General features: G+C 43.4%; 17 protein-coding genes. 3 read left to right on the top strand and 14 right to left on the bottom strand.

From position 1 onward, the window contains the following. Positions 1–67: 67 nt before the first annotated feature. From A3CY_RS20715 to A3CY_RS0109855, 11 genes are all read right to left on the bottom strand, one after another. On the bottom strand, positions 68–508 hold the full coding sequence (locus tag A3CY_RS20715; protein WP_018337736.1) for a sigma-70 family RNA polymerase sigma factor: 441 nt from the start codon (positions 506–508) through the stop codon (positions 68–70). Between the two features lie 126 nt (positions 509–634). Then, positions 635–2,299: a PKD-like family lipoprotein gene (locus tag A3CY_RS0109810; protein WP_018337737.1), complete on the bottom strand. Its 1,665-nt coding sequence runs from the start codon at positions 2,297–2,299 to the stop codon at positions 635–637. 50 nt (positions 2,300–2,349) lie between these two features. Continuing rightward, positions 2,350–3,048: a DUF4843 domain-containing protein gene (locus A3CY_RS22030; protein WP_018337738.1), complete on the bottom strand. Its 699-nt coding sequence runs from the start codon at positions 3,046–3,048 to the stop codon at positions 2,350–2,352. A gap of 28 nt (positions 3,049–3,076) precedes the next feature. Next, positions 3,077–4,570, bottom strand: coding sequence for a RagB/SusD family nutrient uptake outer membrane protein (locus tag A3CY_RS0109820; RefSeq protein WP_026207506.1), 1,494 nt, complete (start codon positions 4,568–4,570; stop codon positions 3,077–3,079). A gap of 11 nt (positions 4,571–4,581) precedes the next feature. Next, positions 4,582–7,929, bottom strand: a complete 3,348-nt coding sequence (locus A3CY_RS0109825; protein WP_051082715.1) for a SusC/RagA family TonB-linked outer membrane protein — start codon at positions 7,927–7,929, stop codon at positions 4,582–4,584. Positions 7,930–8,037: 108 nt separating this feature from the next. Then, positions 8,038–9,183, bottom strand: coding sequence for a FecR family protein (locus A3CY_RS22035; protein WP_081619454.1), 1,146 nt, complete (start codon positions 9,181–9,183; stop codon positions 8,038–8,040). 114 nt (positions 9,184–9,297) lie between these two features. Next, positions 9,298–9,855, bottom strand: coding sequence for an RNA polymerase sigma-70 factor (locus tag A3CY_RS0109835; RefSeq protein WP_018337742.1), 558 nt, complete (start codon positions 9,853–9,855; stop codon positions 9,298–9,300). Positions 9,856–10,034: 179 nt separating this feature from the next. After that, the gene (locus tag A3CY_RS0109840) at positions 10,035–11,369 is read right to left on the bottom strand and encodes a MutS-related protein (RefSeq protein WP_018337743.1); all 1,335 of its coding nucleotides are present in this window, start codon (positions 11,367–11,369) and stop codon (positions 10,035–10,037) included. Further along, entirely contained in the window at positions 11,366–12,700 is a 1,335-nt protein-coding gene (locus tag A3CY_RS0109845; protein WP_018337744.1) for a MutS-related protein, read from the bottom strand. Before A3CY_RS0109845 ends, A3CY_RS0109840 begins: the two co-directional genes overlap by 4 nt. Positions 12,701–12,856: 156 nt before the next feature. Then, positions 12,857–15,163, bottom strand: coding sequence for a Gldg family protein (locus tag A3CY_RS0109850; protein WP_018337745.1), 2,307 nt, complete (start codon positions 15,161–15,163; stop codon positions 12,857–12,859). Between the two features lie 11 nt (positions 15,164–15,174). After that, positions 15,175–16,101, bottom strand: coding sequence for an ABC transporter ATP-binding protein (locus A3CY_RS0109855; protein WP_018337746.1), 927 nt, complete (start codon positions 16,099–16,101; stop codon positions 15,175–15,177). A 349-nt stretch (positions 16,102–16,450) separates the two neighbouring features. On the opposite strand from A3CY_RS0109855, the gene A3CY_RS20730 reads away from it, so the two are divergent. Then, positions 16,451–17,707 (top strand): M23 family metallopeptidase, encoded by a 1,257-nt coding sequence (locus A3CY_RS20730; RefSeq protein WP_018337747.1) that lies wholly within the window; start codon positions 16,451–16,453, stop codon positions 17,705–17,707. 52 nt (positions 17,708–17,759) lie between these two features. On the opposite strand, the gene A3CY_RS0109865 is transcribed toward A3CY_RS20730, so the two are convergent. Beyond that, the gene (locus A3CY_RS0109865; protein WP_018337748.1) at positions 17,760–19,889 is read right to left on the bottom strand and encodes a DUF3352 domain-containing protein; all 2,130 of its coding nucleotides are present in this window, start codon (positions 19,887–19,889) and stop codon (positions 17,760–17,762) included. Between the two features lie 92 nt (positions 19,890–19,981). On the opposite strand from A3CY_RS0109865, the gene A3CY_RS0109870 reads away from it, so the two are divergent. Then, positions 19,982–20,536 carry a chromate transporter gene (locus A3CY_RS0109870; protein ID WP_026207508.1) on the top strand — a complete coding sequence of 185 codons (555 nt, stop codon included), beginning with the start codon at positions 19,982–19,984 and terminating at the stop codon, positions 20,534–20,536. An 11-nt stretch (positions 20,537–20,547) separates the two neighbouring features. Further along, positions 20,548–21,084, top strand: coding sequence for a chromate transporter (locus A3CY_RS0109875; RefSeq protein ID WP_018337750.1), 537 nt, complete (start codon positions 20,548–20,550; stop codon positions 21,082–21,084). Between the two features lie 63 nt (positions 21,085–21,147). Here the strand turns inward: A3CY_RS0109875 and trxA are convergent, their stop codons facing one another. Next, a complete protein-coding gene (trxA, locus tag A3CY_RS0109880) occupies positions 21,148–21,462 on the bottom strand; it encodes a thioredoxin (RefSeq protein WP_026207510.1) in 315 nt (104 codons plus the stop codon). 86 nt (positions 21,463–21,548) lie between these two features. Then, complete coding sequence (gene dnaE / locus A3CY_RS0109885) at positions 21,549–25,211, bottom strand: DNA polymerase III subunit alpha (protein ID WP_018337752.1); 3,663 nt, start codon at positions 25,209–25,211, stop codon at positions 21,549–21,551. Positions 25,212–25,268: the final 57 nt, after the last annotated feature.

The following is a 25,268-nucleotide window of genomic DNA, read 5'->3' on the forward strand; positions in this document are numbered from 1 at the left end:
CGTCAAAATCAACGTCCCCCCTACACGAGAAAAACAAAGCCCAAAAACAATATGAGAACCTATCAGATTACTTGTTGAATTTCGATATAATATTCAATTCCCCCGCAATTTCTTTGTGGCTTTTTCCTTCCAGGCTTTTCGCATACACGTTCCGGCAGGCTTCGGGCAATTCTTCAAAAATCTCATTAATCAAAGCATATATCTCGGCTTTAATCATTTGATACACGAAAGAGTCCTCCGTTTCCTCCACTTCAAAGCCTTCCATTCGTTTCTCCTGTCTTTGCTTGTCCCGCAAAAAAGTCAAACAATGGTTACGCACCATCCGGTACAAGTACGTTTTTAATTGCAGTTCATTCTCAAACTCATCCACTCTCTCCCACAATTTAACAAAAACATCTTGCAGGAGATCGCACGCCAATTCCTCATCTCCCACGTAACGCATAGCGGAATACTTTAAAGCGGCAAAATATTGCTCATATACCTCTTTAAACGTTCTCGAATCCGCCAAACCTATTTTCCGCTCCGGAATGTATTTGCCATATGTTCATATAATTTTATTTCTTCAAACAAAAAAGCGGTGTCGTGTACGACACCGCCTAACATCACGTAAACACACTACTATAATCCCTTTAAATCAATAGTAATATAACACGACAGCTCCCCCATCAAAATTTTTATTTACCCAATAATGTTTCTGTATCTCCCCGGGTTTCTGCGGATCGTCATACAACTTTAGAACCCTAAAATCCCCATTGTCAAAAATAGCTCCAAATACACGCCCGTTAAAATATCGTTGGGCTGCATTTTCCCCGTCGCCCCTCCAGGTTGTCGTGATAACAAAATCTTTCATATTCCCCTCTTCCGTGAATTCATGTATTTTTGAAATAGCGGTACCTTGCATACTCATCGAATACAGGGCATTACCAGCCCCGACATACATAAAGTCATTATAACGCTTATCCATCGCAATTTTCACGAGCCCGTGCCCTTGTTCTATTAACCTTGCCGCATCGGCAGGCAATTTCAAATTAGAAACAGCCGTATAACTTACCGAATGCTCTGCCGTATACAAAATCGTATTTATTCCGAATGTTTGTATATAAAAATCTGAACCATCCTTATAGATAATATAAATATTTTCATTCAGAAAACTCTCATGAAAAAGAATCGCGTAGATCTCTTTATCAAAATCAGCAAGAGGTATAAAACCAGCAGGCAGATTAGCTATATTACTCGGACGAGATAAATCGTGAACCGCATAATAATCCAAACTTTGGTAATATCCGTCTGAAGCCGTGAGTGCAAGAAAACGTTTTCTTTCCTTTTCATAAATAATTGCTAAATTTCCTTTTGCAGTCACATATTTAGCATTAATCTCTTCAGAGCCTTTATCTGGCACATCATAAGGATCATCAAAAACCAATGGTTCAAGAATAAAGCGCCCCGTGTTCGGATTTCCCGCATCATAATTCACTCGCGTATATATTTTCCCTGATTCATCCAATACCAAAGAGAGGGCTCCGACACTTTCAAAATTAACCGGGACCAAATTAACCGGTTCTCCCACGAACTCATCTTTCATGGACACGATTCTTTTCATATCCTCAGAATTCACGGAAACGGATTTCCGCCAGTCCCGGTCTAAGATTTGCAAAGCATTATATCGATCATCAGGATTCGGAGCCAGTCCCGAAACGCGAGATACCTTCACGGGATTTTGTCCCAACTCTTCCCCGTCATTATAAAGAGGGTACACGTTTTCATGCGGGATATATTCCGTGACCGAGAAATTGGAATAAAGCCTTCCATCAAGCACCACGTTTTTCTTCTCCCAATAACGTTCTACAAAATCCATTTGGATGACGCCGTTACTTTTGCCCAGCACAACGATCCCGGTACTAAAAGGTCGACGTATTTCTACCAGAAAACCATAAATAGTGGCATTACCCGCATTTTTCCGGTAAATAAATAACTGCCCGTTTCCTTCTTCCGTGAATACATGCCGCAAATTTTGCTCCGTGGAAATCACTTTACCATCCATCCGCCACTCGTAAGCCAATTCATCATCCCCATCGTATTTCACCTCAAGGTCTAATTGCAATTCATCACCCGCGGTCACCTTGAATCGGGCACCTATTGCATTTTCGTGAAGATAAAACCTTTCTTGATCCTCTATATTTGTTATTATCACGGAATCAGGCAATACAATATCTTTATAATCCAAATTTGTTTTGTCATCCATGCAACCGGTTAATAAAATATAGCCTAAGAAGCATATCATTAAAATCTTATTTCTCATAACCTATCTTTTTGGTTCATTACAATACATATTTCTTAGTTCTATAAAAATCATCCTGTAATCGTAACAGACATTACACGCCCATCCGTTTCGAATCTGGGTGTTTTTTCCAACGCTCTTTTAAACATGATAGCATAAAATCTCTTTTCCGAAGGATCCAAAGTCCCGAAATCACGAATGCCTGTTTCTTTTACGAATTCATCATATTTCTCTTTAGAATAATCGCCCAAATAAGCCTTTGCGATATCATCAGTCCACCATTCGGGTTGCGAGAAAATATCCGACACCGTAATCTCTACAAACAAAGAATCTGCCATATAAACTTGAAAATCCGAACTAGGCACTAATTGTAATCTCAAGATTTTACTCCTTTCTTTTAATATAGCCTTCCGCTGTAATTTCACACGCATCGTGTCAACAAAATCCCCATCCGGTTGAAACGCTTGTTCTGTTTCCAAAATAAAACAATCTTCCGGGAGTGTCGTTTTTTCTTTATCCACGTTGACAGCAAAATGCAACGTTTCGGTCAAATTGTAGCCCCGGAATTCAACTGGCACGGAAATAATTTTTTCCATGGTATTATCATTCTCGTACGCAAAATTGCACTCGATTTTATAGTAATCCTCACCGGCTTCATTCCCGAACATAAACTTGATAAACCTTTCGGGAATGAACATTTCCGGTTTCTCCTCTTGGCACCCGTAAAACGCCAAGCAACCTAGTAAAATAAGTAAAAATATGATTCGCATAATTATCTGCATTTATATTACACATCATTTACTGTACCCCGGCTTCCGTGTCAGGTACCGGCATAACTAATTTCCCATTATGAGCGACGGTTGTTCCATTCTCTCTTAACGGCAGGTTCAATCTCTTGTAGACGTAAACCATTTGTCCCTCGCATAAAAATTCCCTACGATATTCCTTGACCAACGCCTCCATAAAAGCATCTTTATCCACGTCTACCTTCAGATTATAAACCGAATTATTCCGGGCATCCACTACTTTATTAAATATCTCGACAGCCAAAGCCCGGTCTTTATCAAAAACAGCTTCTGCCGCAATATAATAACATTCCGGGAATCGAAGTACCGGTTCCAAAGATTTTGCCGCAATCATGTTACTCTCGTTCCTTCCTTCCAAAGAAAATTTAGTTACCATATTTTTGGGAATCGCTTTCAAACGCACATCATTCGCATTCTCCGAGAAAATTCCACTTTTGTCGTTCAGTACTAAAAGCCAATCTTTAGCTGAAGAACTAAAATAGTTTTCCGTCCAAGTCGACAAGTCTGAATTATAGGGAGCAAAAAGTATTTCCGAATGTAACCGGGGTTCTATCGTACTTAACTCCATAGGATCTCCGATATACCCAGGGGCAACAAACCGTAAATTCGTTCCTTTATCCACCACGTTTACCACCTCGTTTGCGTGTTCGAAAGCCTTATCATTGTCCCCGGCATACAAACATACACGGGCAAGCAATTGAGATATAGCAAAATAATTCAAGCGATTAGCACGATAGTTGAAAAACTCATCAACATTTAAAATTATCCCCGATCCGTTATCCAGTTTAACACGGGATGCGCTCAAATCACGAAAAGCCATTCCCCCGGGATATTGCGCATCCGTGTCAAAAGGTTTAATCCAGTCTTTGGCTTTCTCCAGATCCGCAATCAAATACTTCAAAATACTCTTCGTCGCCACCGGAGGATTGACGATAGACGGGTATTCTGTCACATAAGGAATAAAAGCAGACTCTCCGCCATTGTCTGCAATCGGAGCCTTAGCAAAGATACGCAACAATTCAAAATGCATCAGAGCCCGAATCGCATATGCCTCGGCAAGAATCATATTTTTAGTAACATCTCCATACTTGAATTTTACATCCCCGTCTTTTTCCAGCCCTTGAATCAAATTGTTCGCCTCTGCAATAACTTTATAACTAGCCAACCAAATAGAAGCAGCTACCGATCTCGCTTCATTCCTGTCATATTCAAAATTAGCCACGTCCAAATAGGAGCGATGTGTCTTCTCGTTCAAGCTATAACTGCGTCCCCAGGCTTCTACAACTCCCCAGGTTAATTCCTGCCCGTACAATTTTTTGTCGGACATATCAATATACAATCCGTTCAACGCAATGTAATACCCTTGTGCTTTTTCGAATAATGTTTCTTCGTATATATCCAGCTCCGGCTTTACATCCAACCATTTATCACATGACGAAAATATAAATGCCAGCAAGACAATATTTATTATATATCTTTTTTTCATGATCTATATCTTTAAAAACCTACATTTACTGAAAAACTATAACTTCTGGCAAACGGGTAAGACAAGCCCCTTTCCTGCTTGATTGATGATACACGGAATACATCGTTCATGTTAAAAGCAAATTTCACCCGGCTAAAACGAATCTTCTTGAGTATGTCTGCAGGTAATTCATAACCAACAGATAAAGACTGTAGAGTCAACGTGTTGTCATCTTGCACAAATCGGCTGGTAGGATTCGTCGGAACATTATACTGCTTCAAGCTCTTGAAGCCGGCTATATCACCTTGCTTTTTCCACCGGTCTGTAAACACCCTTTTATCCACATTATTTTCAATATCTGCATTCTCAATCTTTGTTTGCAGTGTTTGGTTATATTGTTGTCCCCCGTACGTATAAGTAAAATACACGTCTAACGTAACACCATACAGAAACAAATTTGAAGACAACGTACCATTCATCTTCGGTTCCGAATTCCCAATAGCAACATTCTCCGAAGCGAGCCATTCCGTACCATAACTCCCGTCTTTATAACGAAACATCTCATCTCCCGTTTGCGGATTTATCCCCAATGACCGCATCGCGTAAATTGATGTCGTCGAAGCACCCTCTACATATTTCAACAAAGGCTTTTTGGCTTCACGAACATTGGCTCTATCCTGATACTTTTCCTCTATCTTTTGATTATACGACTTCAGGGACTCTGATATTTTCTTTATTTCATTTTTATTGGCTGCCACATTAGCCGTGAAATAAAGCTGTGCGTTAGGCTTGGCTAATGCTCTCACCCGCAAACTCATCTCGTAACCATTATTGGTAATCTCTCCAATATTATCCTTATAAGATAGGAATCCCGAAGACGAAGGAATGTACATATCAGCAATTAAATCCACTGTCCTGCGGAAATAATATGTCCCGGTAAACACTAAAAAACCATCCAGAATATTTATCGTGGTACCTATATCCGTTATCTTCGTTTTCTCCCATTTCAAGTTTTTATTTCCCATGGCTGTAATATTTCCTCCTAACCCAGTAGGATAAACAGATTCGCTATTAATCGAATATAAGGTGCGAGCCGTGTTAGCGGGGAAATTAGCTTTACCTGTAACGCCGTACGATCCTCTGATTTTCAACTCCGAGAGCCAATCTACCCCCTTTATAAAAGCATAATTATGAATATTCAGCCCCAATCCCATCGACCAGAAAGGCGCAAAACGGGTTTCACTTCCAAAAGATGAATTCCCATCCATTCTCCACGTGGCATCCAACAAATAAATATTCCGATATGTGTAATTTAAAGATACGATCGTTCCGAACAATCTCGTTTTTTGTTGAAAAGTAGTCGGAGCATTCGGAAATTCTCTTGCGAATTGCGGGTTGGCAAACCCTCCCGCAGGAATATCTCTCACGTACACGCTACGGCTCTCGTCGGAACTCTCTTTCACGTTTATACCGGCAAACAAATTTATACTATGATACCCGATCATATCGTTATAATACCCGAATACACTACCGTCTATTATTGTAGCAGTAGTATTACCAACGGTCATTTCGCCTTTATAAGATTTGTTGTAATATTGCCCGGCTTCGGGTGAAGTATAGGCATTAGAAGATCCCATCGTATAAGTCAACGCAATAGAACCTTTGAAATAAATTTTATTCGTGAGGTAATATTGGATCGCAAAATTATCTATAAATTCTTTGCTTTTCGTTTTATCGAAACTACCTAGATAAGCGTCGTATAACGGATTACTTATCGCACCTTTTGACGTTGCCGTATTAATCATTTCAGCGACAGTCCCGTCTTCATCCAAATAAGAATAATAGGGGTTCATCGTCGTGTATTTGCTAAACGAACCGAAGGGGGATTCCTCCGAATTAACACCCGTGTACGTGGCACTATTTTTAAACAACAATTTTCCGATATTATATTGTAGCTCCAAACCCAATCCGAAGGTTTTTCTTTCAGAACCTTTCATCACCCCGTTATTTCCCTGATAATTTATATCGATTCCATAACGAAAACCGTTTGTTCCCCCCTCCATTCTTAAATAATGTTTGCTACTCGCGGTATTCCGAAGCGGCAAAGCCAGCCAGTCCGTATTATTTCCCCGTTCCAGCAATCTTAGTTTCGCATGATAATAAGCCAGTTGATAATACTCCTCGTCAAACAATCCGGCTTCTTTCTCCGCCTCCACTTTCTCTCGGGCATTCATTAAATTATAATCCCGCAAGTCAGGAACCTGTACATTCAGATTATACCCGTAATTAATCAATATTTGCCCATCCTTGGGAGTAACGGTTGTTATCACCACAACCCCGTTTGCGGCACGGGAACCGTATATTGCCGTGGCTGCCGCATCTTTCAACAGGGTGATCGATTCGATACGGTTGATATCCATATCATACACTTTATTGACACTCACTTCGAAACCGTCCAATATAAATGTCGGCAGGTTCGGGTTATTCTGCAACGCCGTTTTAGACACATTCACCTCATCCAACTCCGTCAACCCGATACCGGAATCCCCGCGAATGCTTATTTTCGGCATCACGTTCGGGTTAGAACCCATTTCGTTATTTACAGCAATCCGAAAAGAAGGATCCAACACTTGAATGGATTTCAATACATTTACTTGGGAAATCTTCTTTAATTCTGCGGCTGTCATTGTTTTCACGTTTCCCGTGTAAGACTGCCTGGAAATATTGGCATATCCCGTCACGACAACATCTTCCAACGCTACCTCACTCTCTTTCATAACAACATTGATCGTGTCTTGACCGGTGTATTTTATTTCCACGGTCTCCATCCCGATAAAAGAATATTCCAGAACAATTTGTTTGTCAAGAACAAAGCGAAAAGCATACCGCCCGTCTTTATCCGTTGCCGTCCCCAATTTCATGTCTTTTATTTGTATCGTGACCCCCGGCAACGGAAATCCTCGTTCATCCTTTACCATACCGACTATTCTACCCTCCTTCACGCTATCCCGAACAATATCGGCACGTCGCTTGAAAATAACAATATTATCCATAAATTCATAAACCAAATCCGTTCCCTCGATACATTTATCCAACACGGTAACAATATCCGCTTTCTTTAAATCCATCGTTTTCAAACCGATCTGGGAAATATCCCGGTCATTATAAACAAAGTTGAATGACGTCTGTTGCTTTATCTGGGCAAAAACCTGAAGCACAGATGCATTCTTTACCGAGATATTCAACTCGACCTTCTCAACAATCGTGTCTGCCTTTAAAGCATTTATCCCCATAAACACAAAAAGAAATAACACAGACAGCATACGCCTTATCTTCCATGTATAAAAACACAAGCGTTTCATGTAGTCCTTTTTTTTCATAAAATTGTTTTTAGTTCATATTTAATTTACCATTTAAAAAAGCGATACAAACCCCTTGAGCCTAAATATATTTTTAGCCTCTCCTACATTTGCTTTAATTATTCTTATCTATCTTTTATAAACAAGAATTTGTTTACCACCTATTTCAAAATACACTTTATTAGTCTTCTCTATTGATTGCAACACAGGAGTTATTTCTCCGTACTTCTCTATATCCAAGGTGAAACATTCCTGTTTAATCTCATTAGAAAGAAAAACAGGCTCCAGATTATACCACCTTACCAAAACTTTCATAATAGACTCGAGCGTCTGATTAATAAATACAATACGTTCATATTTCCATGCTATAAAGGGATACGCATCGACATCCGAAACCTTCATTCCGCCGTCCATAGTGATTCTTGCCTGCTGGTTCGGTTTCAACCTGCACTTCGACTCCAAATAGGAAATTTCCACACTCCCTTTCACCAATGTCGTTGTAATTTCCTGTCCCTCGTAAGCATTGAAATCGAACTCCGTGCCCAACACTTGAATTTTCAGATCTCCCGATTTCACGGTAAAAGGACGTGTGCTATCTTTGGTTACAATAAAATAAGCATGACCTCTCAATTCAACCTCTCTCGAATCTCTTTCAAATTTTTGAGGTATGACCAACTCTGATTCCGCATCCATATGCACGATAGTTCCATCTTCAAGGCGAGCCACATACTCCCCTCCGCGAGGAACTTCTATCCGGTACACTTTATCTGAAAAATCCTCTTCCACTTCTTTCGGAAGAAAACGAATGGTATCAAGACGGTTCTCTAGCAATACCGTTTTCATCTCCTGCTGAAAAACCGTATCTTGCAAAATAACGATCTCCCCTCCTTCCGCAAGATGAATCACGGCTTTAGAACTAGCAGGCAACTCACTTGCCGTGTAAATCCTTGTTTTAGCAACATCCTCTCGTTCTAACCAATAAAACATAACAAACACGACAGGGAACAAAATAGCAGCCGCCCACCGAACACTCTTAATCATTCGTTCCCGACGCCTCGTGAACATGATCTTTTTCTCCAACAATTTCCATTGTTCTTCCCGTATTTTCCGATGTTTCGGATCCATCGCATTTCCTAAGAACTCACGGGAACCGATCTTATCAAAAAGTCGTTCATTGCGATCGGACTCTTCCCGCCACTGGTTCAACAAACGGGATTCCTCGTCATTTGTTCCGAATGTAAAATATTTCAACAATATTCGAGATATTCTATACATATTTGCTCTATTACAAATTCCGGTACACTATGTTCCAGATTTTATATTAAAGACTCCACTTATCATGGGAAGTGTTATATACCTAGAACACTTTTTTTGAAATATTCCCTAGTATCAAATATCAGAAGAGAGTAATATCATTAATATCAACAACTTCTCTAATCGTTCCCGGATATAATGATTAGCATTATTTTTATGTCGTTTGATAGTATTTATAGCGATATGCAGTTCATCTGCAATCTCTTGATGAGATTTTCCCTCCAAACTTAAACGGTACACCTTCTTGCAAGATTCCGGCAATTCCTCGAAAACTTCATTTATCATCGAAAAAACTTCGGCTTCTATAACGCAACTGACAAAATCTTCTTCAATCTCCTCGGGGACATATCCTTTCATACGTTTCTCCACCCTCTTTCTATCCCGTATATAAGTCAAACAATTATTACGTACCCCCCGGTAAAGATAGACCTTAAATGTATCTTCATTCTTAAATGTTTCTCTTTTTTCCCACAATTTCAGGAAAAAATCCTGTAATAGATCAAGAGCAACATCCTCATCTTCCAAATAATGCATAGCGAAATACTTTAGAGCGGTAAAATATCGCTCGTAGCCCTTCTTAAACTGTTTGGCGTCGGATAAATCCACAACCTCCACTAACTCATTACTAAACATCTCTTAACTATAAAATAATCAAAACTCGCCATTACATAATCCTATTGTTCAAAAATAATGAAATATACACACACAACAACAACCGTTTCGGATTTTAACATTCCGAGGTTAGGCATAAACAAAAATATCCCGAACTTATAGAGTCCGGGATATTTATATATTTACCGATTCACAGAATATTACACGACTTCGCCCTTGATCGTTTCAATAATCTTCTCGTTATTGATAATAATCATACCATGCTTATCTCCCGTGATTCCCGGCTCCAGCTTATAAGTATAAGTCGGCAACTTGCCTTTCATCACGGTCGGCAGATAAGCGAAAGTCACGTTATTACAACGCTTGCCTAACTCTTGTCCCACCTCGATAATATGCGTGGAAATCATAAACGCACTATTACGTCTTTCCGCCAAAGCCTCGGTTACCGCCAAAGTTGCATCGAAAGCGTCTTTCACGTTCGTACCCTTGAACAACTCGTCAAAAATCACGATCAAACGCTTGTTGCGACTCACCTCGATAGCCACGTTCTTCACGCGCAACACTTCTGCATAAAAGTGACTGTATCCCAAGTTTATATTATCAGGCACATTGATCGAAGTATACATACCATCTTGTATACGGAATTGCATGGTCTTCGCTGCAATCGGGAAACCCATGTGTCCCATGTAAACGGCAATACCGAAAGATTTCATCAAAGTAGACTTTCCTGCCATATTAGCCCCCGTCAAGAAGAATATATTTTTGGATTTCGTCACTTCCAAATCATTAGAAATTGCCCCATCAATACGGGGATGATGCAAACCCGTTGCTGCAACCAACACTTCGCCTTCATCAGCAGCCGTAGCAAAGCAGAAATCCTTCTCCTTGGCAACGCCCCCAACAACCACGTTCACGTCAATCCCTTGCAATAACTCGATAACCTCCTTGAATTGTTTATTCAGCAAGCAACGAAATACCCGGTCAAAAGATATCAAGTTTGCCAACCCCGGATTATCCTGACGGGGGTGTCCCAACAATTTATCAATCCGGGAATCCTTCAACAGCGAACGTCCTTTCTCTACAACACTCTGGAAAGGATTACCAGCTACATCAACCGCTAACTTATCGAAATACTCGCAGGCTTTCTGGAAAAACTTGATCGACATCAAAATCCGATCACGGAGAATATTAAATTCCGGATCGTTGCTGATATAGTGCATTGACTTTGCTTTCAGAATCTGGAATATATTCCGGAATCCATGTTTGCTACTTGCCCCGGTAATATACTGCTCCACCACGTCAAATTCGTCTTTCCCGAACGGAAATCCGAAATCGTGATCCCGGAAATAACGGAAAACGGAAGACCGTTCATTAATAGCTTTAGCATTTGTTAACGGGTGAAGGAACATATTTTCCATCATGCGTTCCCCGCCGCGGGTAATTGTTCCCACGAACATACTATAAACGGAATTATTCTTGTACTTGCCTAGCAAGTTCAAGTCGTCTAGTGTCTGTTTATCTGTCTCGAAACTCATGCCTCACCGTTTTTAATAATTTCAATAATCCGTTCATTATTCACGATCATCATACCGTGACGGTCATCCGTGATACCCTGAGCCAACGTGTACGTGTAAATCGGTTTACTACCCTCCATCTTCGTGGGCAAATAAACGAAGTTGATGTTATCACACCGCTCTCTCAGAACTTCTCCCGCCTCAATAATATGAGTAGAGATAATAAACGTACAATTCCGTATCTCGGCGAAAGCCTCCGTTACAGCCACCGTTGCATCATAAGCATCTTTCACGTTCGTACCCCGGAACAACTCATCGAAAACAACAATCAAATGCTGAGTCTGGCGTACTTGCTGTGCCACTTTCTTCACCCGCAATACCTCTGCGTAAAAATGGCTATACCCCATACTCAAGTTATCAGGCAAGTTAATCGTCGTGAACATCCCGTTCTGTACCGAGAATTCCATCTCTTGGGCAGGAATAGGGAATCCCACGTGAGCCAAGAAAATCGAAATCCCGAAAGATTTCATGAACGTTGATTTTCCTGCCATATTCGCACCAGTCAGAAAAATCACGTTACTATTCTCGTCAACCTCTATATTGTTACCCACCGGCTTCGTCAAAAACGGGTGGAAAACACCTTTCAGCTTCAACACATTATGGTCATTCGGGTGTGCCTTAGCGAAAATAAAACCACGATCCTTTGCTACCTTCGCCACTGCCATATAAACATCGAGCAGATAAACATAATAAAGAATCTTCATCATTTTATCGCGTTCCTCGAAACGGAACACCCGGTCATAAACCACCGCTTGCTCGTAAACAAGTTTCTTTTTCCCCTTCTCAGAAGTATACCAAGCCCATTTCTCGTTATCGAGCAAAGCCCGCAGGTTAGCCGTCAAATCGGCTATCGTCTTGTTATCCGTGTCCGACTTCGAATTTTTCAGGAAAGAATCCAGCGTGTTCAACAACTCGATGCAACACACGATTCCATTATGCAATTGGGTATATTCCGTGTCTGTCCCTACCAAATTTTTAAACTTACGCCCCAGCGTATTATCTTGCGCCATCAATTGGGTACGGCGGTCGGTGTTCCCCAAATAGAATTCCATCGTGTCAAAAATCTCGCTTCTGAAAGGGAACTCGGCCTCCATATCACGATAATAGCGGATCACATCGCTCCGCTCGTTAATCTGGTCTGCATCCGACAACGGATAAAGGAACATCTCTTCCAGAATTCTTGCCCCGCCACGCGTTTGCGTGCGATTGAAGATTTCATAGACAGATTTGGTCCGATTATTCCCGAAGATCACCAGATCGTCCAAAGTTTGTTTGTCTATTTTAAAACTCATTCTATATCAATTAAAAATTGAAAATGAAGAATTGAAAATGGGAATATTAATATTCCACATTTTCAAATTCTCTTATCTCTTTGATCTTAAATCTCCTATTTCCATCCCGTTCATAACACGAAATCTAAAATCGTAAATCTAAAATCGCAAATTACGCTATCTTCCTTTTCTACGAACCCAAATCAAGATTCCAGCAACAGCCAATAGCAAAGGAATAATCACCATAAACGACCACTTGATAACCGCAGCACCCGTTTTTGCCACGTACACCTTATCATCCGGTAGCGGCGGGCGTCTCACGTCGATCGGCACCTCGTTATCAGACAGCCAGAAGAAACTTCCGGTAATCAACGTGTAGTTGGAAGTACGTACCGTCGGCACTCTTCTTCCAAACTCGCCGTTACTGATACAATCCGCATCACCTGTCAAGACAATTTTCTGTTCTCTATCTCCAACTTTCTTGGATAATGCCACAACCGTAGTATAGATCTTTTCTACTTCACCGATAGCAGGATTCAAACGAACCGTATCATCAACAAAGTCTGTTGTTTCCAACTCGTTCCAAACGCCAATCGTATCTGTTTTGAACATGATGGTTTCCTTGTATCCCTTGTCCGCAATTTTTTCCAAACCGGCAACACTCGGGGTAGACATAGCCATTTTATATCTACGCATCGTTCCGAAATCATAAGCTATACTGTCTGCAGCCTCCTTCGTCGGGTAAGAAATAATCACGTCTGCCAGCAAATTCGTATCCTGTTTAACCAAAACTCCGGTCGTCATCTCGTAACCAAATTTAGCAAAAAGCTTGTTCATCACATCTCTACGCTTGGGCTCACCCAAGATAAACAAGTTACCACCGCGATCGATATATTGTTGCAAATTAGCCTCTTGTTCCGGACTCAACCAGTCACGCATATCGGCAATCATCATGATATTGATATGCACCGGCACTTGCTCGTCCAAAGTCACTTCCTCCACGTCGAAACCTTGGTTCAACAAAGAATGGCGGAAAGCCTTATCATTTGCGAAGGCACTGTAATCACGGTCTTTATTACCATAAAAACTACGTTCTCCATGCCCTTGCACGATACCTACCTTCGGAAGTTCCATCACCATTCGCTTGAAAGCAGCCGTAATCTCTCGTTCACTCGGGAAACGTTGCATATCGTTATATATACGCAACCAAGCTTTTTGTCCGTTATCGCGGACAATCTGCCGCACGAAAGTATTACCTTCTCCCGACAAATCAATCTTCTCACGGATCTTCTCCGGGGTCATAAATCTATTGGAATCCATTCCATATATTTTACAAACCTCTATCATCTTCTCGCGAAGCGTCTTATTCGGGAAACGTCTATCTAATTGCGGATTAGCTGTCGTGTCATAATAATACACGTACTTCAATTTCATATCCGGTTTGAAACGCAAGTACTGGTCGAAACGCTCCATATCCGGTTTCAAGAAATGGAATGCGGCGTACCAGGATGCACCCGGGTCAAGAGCATTAATATACGTGGTAATCGTCATTCCGCCATCCAGCTTAGCCACGATTTCCTGGCTATTGGGGGTCAATGTATTGCTCTTCGTTGCGGTCGCATCATAATAAACTTTCATTTGCGGCATAGAGGTAATGTACCCGAGAACACAAACCAAAAGAATAACACCAAGATTTCTTCCCAACGTGATCACGAAACGAATCTTTTGACGTACTGCATTCAAACGGATAATCGTCAATGCCAGGAACAAGCAAACCACGATAATGAAATACAGCAAATCTTCGCTACAAATCAAACCGGCGATAAACTTACCGCTACGACCCGACATAGCCAACCAATAAGTAACGTCTCGCACCAAGTCGTACTCTTGCCACCAACCGCCGACCATACTCAACATCATCAACACGGCAAACGTACCGATAGCAGCCACGATCTGGTATGAAGTCAAACTGGACATAAAGATACCGATAGCCGCATAAGCACAAATCAACAAGTACAATCCCAACAACCCGGTAAACACCATTGGCCAATCGAAATCTTTAACAACTCCCCAGCTGCAAAGCACGATCAAGAAAAGAATACCGATCATGAAAAGCCCGTAAATCATCATGGACAAGAACTTACCCACGATAATCTGGAAATTGGTAATCGGAGAAGAGTACAACAAACGAATAGAACCACTACTCAATTCCTTGCTGACCAAGCTCATGGTCAAAAGAGGAATATAGAAATACAAATAATTTTGTATACTGGGGAAAATACCTCCCCAAGGGCTGGTAAAGATACTCATCGAGGCTCCCGCGACACTATATCCCATTTCCTGAGAACTTACCAATCCGGCGATATTATCGGCAAAAAGTATTCCTGCCTGTACGCCGAAAACGACTAATATCAACCACGCAACAGGAGAATAGAATAACATTTGCAATTCTGTTCTCGCAATATTATATATCATTTTAAACATAACCTGATTTTTTAATGTGCTTTTTTAGATAATTCTGCGAATATACTATCCAAGGAACTCTTCTCTACCCGGATCTCTGACAAACGCCAGCCTTTGGCGGCGCTCTCTTTCACGATACGATCAATAACCTCTTGTGCTTCCTCGAAACGGATTCGGAATTTCATGTTGCCCAATTCTTCCACTCCCAACACACCTTCAATCTTGGCAAGTTCTTCCGAGGCTGGAGGATCCACCAAAGAAAGGAACAGGGTATTCGGCACAATATAATTATCAAATTCATCAACAGAACCCATAAACACGAGCTTTCCTTCCTCGATCATCATGATATGGTCGCAAACGGCTTGAACCTCCGTCAAAATATGCGTGGAAAGAATCACGGTACGATCTGCCGCAATCTCTTTAATCAAATGCCGGATCTCCATGATCTGGTTCGGATCCAAACCATTCGTCGGCTCGTCAAACACTACTAAATCAGGTTTGTGGACAATCGCCTGCGCAATACCAACACGTTGTTGGTAACCACCTGACAAATTCTTTATTAAACGCTTGCGGAAATGCGTGATTCCACACCGGCTCAATACCTCTTCCACAGCATTCTTCAGCTCGTGGTCAGGCACCCAACGCAATCTGGCGCAATGCAGTAAATACTCTTCCACCGTCAAATCACCGTATAAAGGCGGCTTCTGCGGCAAGAAACCGATATGACGTTTAGCATCCACCGGATGTTTCCGGGCATCAATTCCCCGAATGAAAACATTACCTTCCGTTTGTTTGATAACACCACTGATAATGTTCATCGTGGTCGACTTACCGGCACCATTCGATCCCAGTAAACCATAAATCCCCCGAACGGGAATCTCGAAACTGATGTCGCGTACCGCCCATTGAATGCTGTACCGATGTGACAGGTGTTCGACTTTTACAATTGGCTCTTCCATAAATTTGTTATTAAAATTAATATGCTCTTACAACAACACTTTTGCAAACTTTATAAATAGACGTTTCAAAATTGATTTAGTGTTATCCCAAAATCAATTTTATGAAAACTTTAAGATTTACAATTTTTCAAACAACTGGTAAATAAAACGTTATCATTTTCACGTCTAAATCTTCTTCACTTATCCTCAAAAACACTTTTTAATATTCCATCACGTCAAAAATAGTAAAATACAAATCGGAACAACAATAAAAAAGCAACTTTAACGTTTTGTTAATAACAACATTAAGAAAGTTTTCACAAAAATCACCTAACTTGCGAGCCAGATTCGACGTGAATAAATGAATAACATGAAAAAGACAAAATGGATATGGATTTGGGCTGCAATAGGTCTTGTTCTAGGGATTATTATCTTTTGGCCCAGCAACAAAGGAAACAAAGAAGCAATACTTGAAGCTAACGCGGTAGATGAAGTCGTGGACACGACAGAACTACAACAAATACATTATAAATATGGAATACCTTCCGATAACTTCGAGGTAGAAGAGGGAGTCGTGGGAAAAAACCAGAATCTTTCCCTGATCCTGGCAAAATACAAGGTATCCCCCGCCAAAATACATGAAATCACTCAACGTTGCAAAAACGTCTTCGACGTGCGAAGCATCAAAAGCGGTCAGAACTATACCCTTTTCCTGGCAAAAGACAGTCTTCGAACCCCGGAATTCTTTATCTACGAGAAAAACGCTCTAGAATACGTGGTTATTGACTTCAAGGAAACTTCAGAAGTTTACGTGGGACAAAAAGATGTCGTGAAAAAAGAACACATGGCAAAAGTCGGCATCACCTCTTCTCTTTGGAACGCCATGGTTGAAGCCGGTACAGACCCGACCCTAGCGATTACCCTATCGGAAATATACGCTTGGTCTATCGACTTTTACGGCATAGCAAAGGGAGACTCCATCCGTGTACTTTATGAACAATCATATGTCGAAGACAAGCCCTTGCGTGATTTCAATATCAAAGCGGCGATCTTCACGAACGCCGGCAAAGACTTCTACGCCATACCCTTCGAGCAAAATGAAAAGTTCGCCTATTTTGACGAAGACGGCAGCAGCTTACAAAAAGCATTCTTAAAAGCCCCGTTAAGATATTCCCGCATATCTTCCGGCTTCTCCAACAACCGTTACCATCCCGTCCTGAAAAAATACAGGGCACACCACGGCGTGGATTATGCCGCCCCGACAGGAACTCCCGTTCAAACCATCGGTGATGGCGTTGTCGTGAAAAAAGCCTACCAAGCCAACGGGGGCGGGAATTACGTGACCATCAAACACAACAGTGTCTATTCCACCACTTATATGCACCTCTCCAAATTTGCCAAAGGGATTCAACCCGGCAAACGTGTAAAACAAGGAGAAACCATCGGGTACGTCGGAGCTACCGGGCTCGCTACCGGTCCGCACTTGGATTTCCGGGTATATAAAAATGGAACCCCCATCAATCCCCTGAAAATGAGCTCTCCTCCAAAAGAACCCATTTCACCCGAAAATATGCCTCGTTTCATCCAAGCAAAAGACTCACTGGTGAACATACTAAAACAGATCTAAAGAAATTTAGAGCCTCATTGTCCTATAATCAAAAATCATAAACGCAAATCACTTAATCACCCAATCTCTCCCCTGTCACCTTATAATAACGCCATTTTCCCGAGTGAAGCCCTTTTTTATAACGTCCCTCACACCACAAGTGTCCCGTGCCGTAATAAAACTTCGCAGTCCCGTGCCGCACCCCTTTTCTAAACTCGATCTCCGCACGCACCGTGCCATCCGGGAAAAACTCCTTGTAATACTCGATCATCCCTTTCTTGTAAGTCACCTGTGCCAACAACTCGCCATCCTCGTAAAAGAACGGGGCTATCCCATCAATCTTCCCGGCATCATAAGGGAACTGCCCGATCATCTTCCCCGCTTTATTAAACACGCACCACACCCCATCCGGGTCGCCATCCTTCAACGCACCCCGGAAAAGAGCCTTACCAGTAGAATACTCGTAATACTCACGGGAACTAATCGCGATACTATCCGGGATAACCGGATAATAAAATCCCGCTTCAATCTGGTCTATCTGGTTCTCAAACTGACGGCTCAGCTCCCGCGCACGATACTCTTCGGGCGCCTTGGCATTATAATTCGCCACAATCTGAGTCTCGAAAGCCTCCCCATTCTTGGATAAAGCCATTCCCACCGTCTCGAAACTCAGGAAAGCCCCCTTATTCTTTTCCAATTCTCCCCTAGATTCCGTTTTAAAAGAACCATACAAATACTCGTATGTATTCGGAGCCTGCACGTACCCGAACACGTTACTTTTGCTCCCAAGGTTATCCATTGCCTGCAAATACCTCTCGTTATGAGCCAAAGTATTTCCCAACACGTATTCCTTGATCATCTCGGTAAGCGTTTCCGGCGAATTACTAAAAACGACATAATCCTCCAGGAAAGTATAATAAGGCCTATCGAACCGATCAAACATACTCCCGAAAAAAAGATTAAAGAACCCTTTCAGCCGGAAATAATGAATCGTGTACCCGTTATACTCTATCGCCTTTTCCCTCACGGGGGTCGTTCGTTGTATTTGTTCAGCCAGGTAAGCCAACTGGTCTTTTGCCAGATCGACGTCCTTGCTCCGGACTGCCAGCACGATATTATCCGTCCGTTGCCCGCTTTCCAGGCGGGGCTTGATAATCGCCACCTCATCCCCGATCCAGGAAGAAAACAAGTCTAACACATCCACACCCAACCACTTATTTATCCTTTCCATGGACTTCTCGATCTCCGCGTAAGACCGCGGGTTACTCGTCTTGTAATTATCCAACAACAAAGACTCCACCTTCGCAAAAGAAGGAAAACAGAAAGACACGTAAGCCGCCGTATTCTCCCCCGCGATATTCTTCACGGAAGAAGTTCCCCCTTCCAGAGAGTTCACCACATCCAACAACGAAAAATTACTCGAATCCGGATTCGTTTCACCCTTGAAACGCAGATTCTTATCGTTCAACTGCAACATCAACCGGGTATTTTTCAACATGGCGACCTCCTTCGTCACCGCCGACGTTTCCATGACGGAAGCAATCCATTTTCCCAGTTGCCGATGATCTATATCCAAAATGATATCTCCCGATGCCTCCAGCACCTCAGTTTCCTTATTCACCTTACAACGGGCAAGGGAACGTGAAACCAAAGAACGGGATAACGAAACGATCAACAAATTATCCCGGATCGTGAAATAAAATCGCAAATCCGCCCACGTCAATTCCCGAATCTCCCCGTTCGGGTCCTTAAAACGTTCCACCTGAATCTCGTCATCTTCCACGAGCGCAAGCAACCAAGACTCAAACAAGCGGATCACGTTCAATTTTCCCAAATCACAAACATACAGGAGATCATAATCACGCAACGCCACCTGATGACAAGAGATCGTCACGGGGCGATCCGTCATGATCCGTTTCATCTTCGGGTAACTATTCGCCAACGAATCGATATATTGCAAATCCGAATGATACTCCTCGAAATAAGGATAGTTCTTCAGCGAACGCCAGATAAAATTTCGTTTCAGCCGCTCGTGCACACTGTTCACGGAGCGAATATTCACTTTAAAAACCGCATCAGCCGGCACCGCTTGCAGGGTATTGAACTTCCCCACGTTCCGGAAAACCCCGAACCACACGAGCGTCCCGAACACGAGCAACAGACCCAACAGGACAATTATTTTTTTCTTCGTACTTTTCCGCATATATTTCACTCCGCTACGCTATTTCGATGTCACAATATTAAGAAATTAAACCGGGATATCGTATCTTTGCGACTGATATTATAATACAAATTATGGCTTCATACTGGCAAATATTCATATCCTTTTTTAAAATCGGCTCCTTCACGTTAGGAGGAGGCTATGCCATGATCCCCCTGATCCAAAAAGAGGTCGTCGACAAAAAAGGATGGTTAAAAGAAAGCGAATTTGTCGAGATGCTCGCCATCGCCCAATCCGCCCCCGGACCGATAGCCCTCAACACGGCTATTTTCGTCGGTTACAAGGCTCGGGGAGTAAAAGGCGTTATTTTCTCCAGCCTCGGCACGATACTCCCTTCCTTCATCGTGATCTTGCTTATCGCCATGATATTTACCGACTTCAAGGATAACCCGGGAGTAGAGAGAGTATTCAAGGGCATCCGCCCCGCCGTGGTCGCCCTCATCGCCGCCCCCCTCTACCAGATGGGAAAATCTGCCGGGATAACCCGTAAAACGGTCATCATCCCCACCCTTGCCGCCTTGATTGTTTGGCAAACCGGACTATCGCCGATATATATTATTATCGCCGCCATCTTGGGAGGTCTTGCAGTAGGCATGATAAAGGAAAAAAGAACAAAAAGTAAAAAATAAAAGACAGGGAAATGGAAAGCGTGGAATTATATATCAGCCTATTTATCACCTTCTTCAAAATCGGCTTGTTCGGTTTCGGCGGAGGCTATGCCATGCTGTCTCTGATACAACACGACGTGGTGGAAACCCACCAGTGGATCAGCGTTGCCGACTTCACCGACATTGTCGCCATTTCCCAAAGTACCCCGGGACCCATCGCTTTCAACACCGCCACCTACATCGGCTACACGGCAACGGGAAGCGTCTGGGGTTCGGCAATCTGCACCTTCGCCGTCAGCCTGCCGTCATTGTTCATCATGATCACCATTTCCAGATTCTTTTTCATGTTCCGGGACAACAAATACGTCGATTGGGCAATGAAGGGACTGAAAACCACCGTCCTCGGACTGATCGGCGCCGCCGCCCTGTTGCTCATGAACAAACAAAACTTCGCCGACTACAAAAGCTACATCATCTTTGCCGTAGCCTTCATCGCCACCTTCAAATTCAAAATGGACCCCATCCTCATGATCATCCTCGCCGGAATCGCGGGATACATCCTTTATTAAAAACACACGAAATAAAAAAAACCGCCTTTCAGCGGTTTCATATCTTATCAAAACAACAAACTATTAAAGTAATTTATTGATCTTGTCTACCAATGTAGCTTTAGGCACTGCACCGACTTGCTTGTCTGCAACCTGACCACCCTTGAAGAAAAGAATAGTCGGGATGTTACGGATACCATATTTAGCAGAAGCGGAACTTTCGTCCACGTTCACCTTAGCAACAACCACTTTGCCTTCGAACTCTTTAGAGATTTCCTCAACAATAGGCAACATCATCTTACATGGTCCACACCATTCTGCCCAGAAATCTACCAACACGGGAACTTCTGCCTTCAGCACAACTTCCTCGAAATTTGAATCATTAACTGCAATAGCCATACTTCTATCTTTAAAGTTTATAATAATTTTCATGCTAAAAGCGTTGGAGAATATTTGCATAAATCCAACGCTTCGACACGGCGAAATTAATTAATTTTCATTTTAATAGCATCATTATTCTCGAAATATTCGTACAATTCTCTCGAACGTCCTATCTTACAAGTCCTTGAAAACATCTTCACTCGGTGTCCCGAGCTATCGTACAAAATAAAATTCAACGGAAGATCGCCCTGCTCGTTTACGAACTGGTTATGTAGCTCTGCCACAATCTCGTGCGTCAACATTTCCACGTTCACCTGCAAAGTGATCGAACGGATCAGGTTCTCGCTAATCACGCTCAGCAAGTCCATGCTCACCACGTTGAAAGTAAGCTCCCCGGTGTTCCCCCACTTCCTTGCTTGCACCCTGCCTTTGATATAAACTGCCGTCTCCAAAATAAAATAATTTCTGAACTTGATAAAATCCTCCCCGAAGAAAGCCATCTCGAACGTCCCGGTAAAATCCTCGATTGTTAGGATACCGAAATCATTCCCTTTCTTCGTTTTCCCTACTCGCATATTCACGATAATACCCGCGATAGTCACGTCCCTGTCCTTAAAAGGAGTCAGATCCGTCAAACTATCCAGCGGGGTACAAATCGCGTTTATCTCTAACTTATACGAATCCAACGGGTGAGAAGTTAGGTATATACCGATCAATTCCTTCTCTTTATGCGCTTTTTCCACGTCCGTCCACGGTTCACACAGCGGAATCGTGGGCTTCTTCACGTCGTACTCGTCCATGCCCCCGAACAACGTCGCCTGCATCAACATACTGTCCTGCTGCTTCTTTTGCCCGAAATTCACCAGGTTTTCCAGGAAAGTCGTGTGCCCGTCCGGCATATGGAAATATTGCGACCTGTCCAGCCCGAAACTATCCAGTCCTCCGGCAGTCACCAAACTTTCCAGCGTCTTCTTGTTCACCGTCCTGTAATCCACCCGCTCGAAGAAATCGAACACATCCTTGAACGGTCCACCCTTCTCGCGTTCCTGCACGATCGAGTCGACAGCCGCCACGCCCACGCCCTTGATTGCCGCCATACCGAAACGGATATCCCCCTTCTGGTTCACGGTAAAGTCATTGTCCGACTCGTTCACGTCCGGCGCCAACACTTTCAATCCCATGCGCTTACACTCGTCCATAAACACCGTCACCTTCGTGATATCCGACAAGTTACAGCTCAAGTTGGCTGCCATAAATTCCGACGGGTAATGCGCCTTCAAGAATCCCGTTTGGTAAGCGATATAAGCGTAACAAACCGAGTGCGACTTGTTGAACGCGTAAGAAGCGAAAGCCTCCCAGTCCCCCCAAATCTTTTCCACCAGCGGATTCACTTCCTTGCCCATCTCCTTGCAGCCCTTCACGAACTCGGGATTATTATTACATCCATCAAGGAACTGGGCTTTCAAGGCATTCATCGTATCGATCTGCTTCTTACCCATCGCCTTACGCAACGTGTCGGACATACCCCGGGTAAAATTACCGAGGGCACGCGATTGCAACATCACCTGCTCCTGGTACACCGTGATACCGTAGGTATCCTTCAAGTAAGGTTCCATCATCGGGTGGTCGTACACGATAGGCTCTTCCCCGTGTTTACGCTTGATAAAATCGGGAATATACTCCATAGGTCCCGGGCGATACAAGGCATTCATCGCCACCAAATCCTCAAAACGGTTCGGCTTCAATGCACGCAAGTGTTTCTTCATTCCCGGCGACTCAAACTGGAACAATCCGGTCGTATCACCCCGTGAAAACAAAGCGAACGTCTCCGGGTCTTCCAGCGAGATAGCATCGACATTCAACTCCTCGTGCTTGGACTTTCTGATATTATCCAGACACGTCTTTATAATAGAAAGGGTACGCAACCCTAAAAAGTCCATCTTGATCAACCCGATCGGCTCCACGAAATGCCCGTCGTACTGCGTGGTCATCAAACTCTCCCCCTCGGTCGGCATAATCGGGATATGATCTGTCAAGGGATCACGGCTAATCAGGATACCGCAAGCGTGTACCCCCGTCTGCCGTACCGATCCTTCCAGAATCTCCGCCAGATGAAGCGTCTTCGCCACCAGCGGGTTCGGGGAATCTTTCTCTTTCTCCAAATCCGGATTCTCCTTGTACGCCTTCTTCAACGTGATCTTGGGCACCTCCGGCACCATCTTCGCCAAACGGTTCGCCTCCGACAAATCAAGCTTCAACACACGTGCCACGTCCTTGATCGCCATCTTTGCCGCCATACTACCGAACGTAACGATATGCGAAACCTTGTCCTCCCCGTATTTCCGGGTTACCCACTCCAGTACCCTCTGCCGACCATCATCATCGAAATCCACGTCGATATCAGGCAATGAAATACGGTCGGGATTCAAGAAACGCTCGAACAGCAAATCATACTTCACCGGGTCGATATTCGTGATACCCAAACTGTACGCCACGGCACTTCCCGCCGCCGAACCACGTCCCGGTCCCACGATCACGCCCATATCACGAGCCGCCTGTATAAAGTCCTGCACGATCAGGAAATACCCCGGGAAACCCATCGTCTTCATGATATGCAACTCGAAAATCAACCGCTCCATGATATCCGGCGGAATATCCTCGCCATACCGTTTTTTGGCTCCTTTCATCGCCAACTCCTTCAGGTAATCCGCTTCCAGCTTGATACGGTACAAGCGGTCGACGCCTCCCAACTTCTTCACTTTCTTCTCGGCTTCCTCCTGTGTCAGCACGACTTCGCCCTTCTCGTTACGGGTAAACTCGTTGAACAAATCCTCTGCCGTGAAACGCTTCCGGTACTCCTCCTCCGTACCCAACTCAGGTGGAATCGGGAACACCGGCATCAAGGGGTCGGAATCCAGCTTGTATTCTTCCACCTTATCCACGATCTCCTGCGTGTTCTCCAACACTTGCGGGATGTCGCTAAACAAGGCTTGCATCTCCGCCGTGGTCTTGAACCACTCCTGACGGGTATATCTCATCCGGTTCGGATCGTCCAAATCCTTCCGGGTATTCAAACAAATCAACAAATCGTGCGCCTCGGCATCCTCCTCGTTCAGGAAATGCACGTCGTTCGTGGCTATCACCTTAATTCCCAATCTTTCGCCCATGCGCAAGATCTCGGCATTGCACTTCACCTGGTTCTCATACACCTCGGCTCTCTCCTTCGCCGCTTCCGCCGGGTGGCGCATCACCTCCAAATAATAATCCTCTCCTAACAAATTCTTGTACCACAAGGCCGCCTGATCCGCCCCCTCGATATCTCCCGCCATAATTTTTTGGCAGATTTCCCCACCCAGACAAGCCGAAGAAATAATCAAACCCTCGTGATATTTTTCCAAAAGAGCCTTATCGATACGCGGGCGATAATAATACCCGTCCACGAAAGCCGCAGAACACAACTTCACCAGATTCTTGTACCCTTGCAAATTCTTTGCCAGAATAATCAAATGCTCCCCCGAACGATCCACCGGCTTCTCCTTGTTATACAGCGATACCCGTGCCACGTAAGCCTCCACGCCCAGCACCGGCTTGATCCCTTTCTTCCGGCATAAATCGTAAAACAATTTTATCCCGAACATATTCCCGTGGTCGGTCAACGCTATCGCCGGCATACCGTCCGCGATAGCTTTATCTATTAATCCCGGCACACTTGCCGCACCGTCCAGAATGGAATATTGCGAGTGCACGTGAAAATGAGTAAATGGCATAAAAAACTCCTCTCAAAAAATTACAAAATCAATTCTCAACTCCGTGGAAATAAACGA

Source organism: Butyricimonas synergistica DSM 23225 (genome assembly GCF_000379665.1).
Lineage (GTDB): Bacteria > Bacteroidota > Bacteroidia > Bacteroidales > Marinifilaceae > Butyricimonas > Butyricimonas synergistica.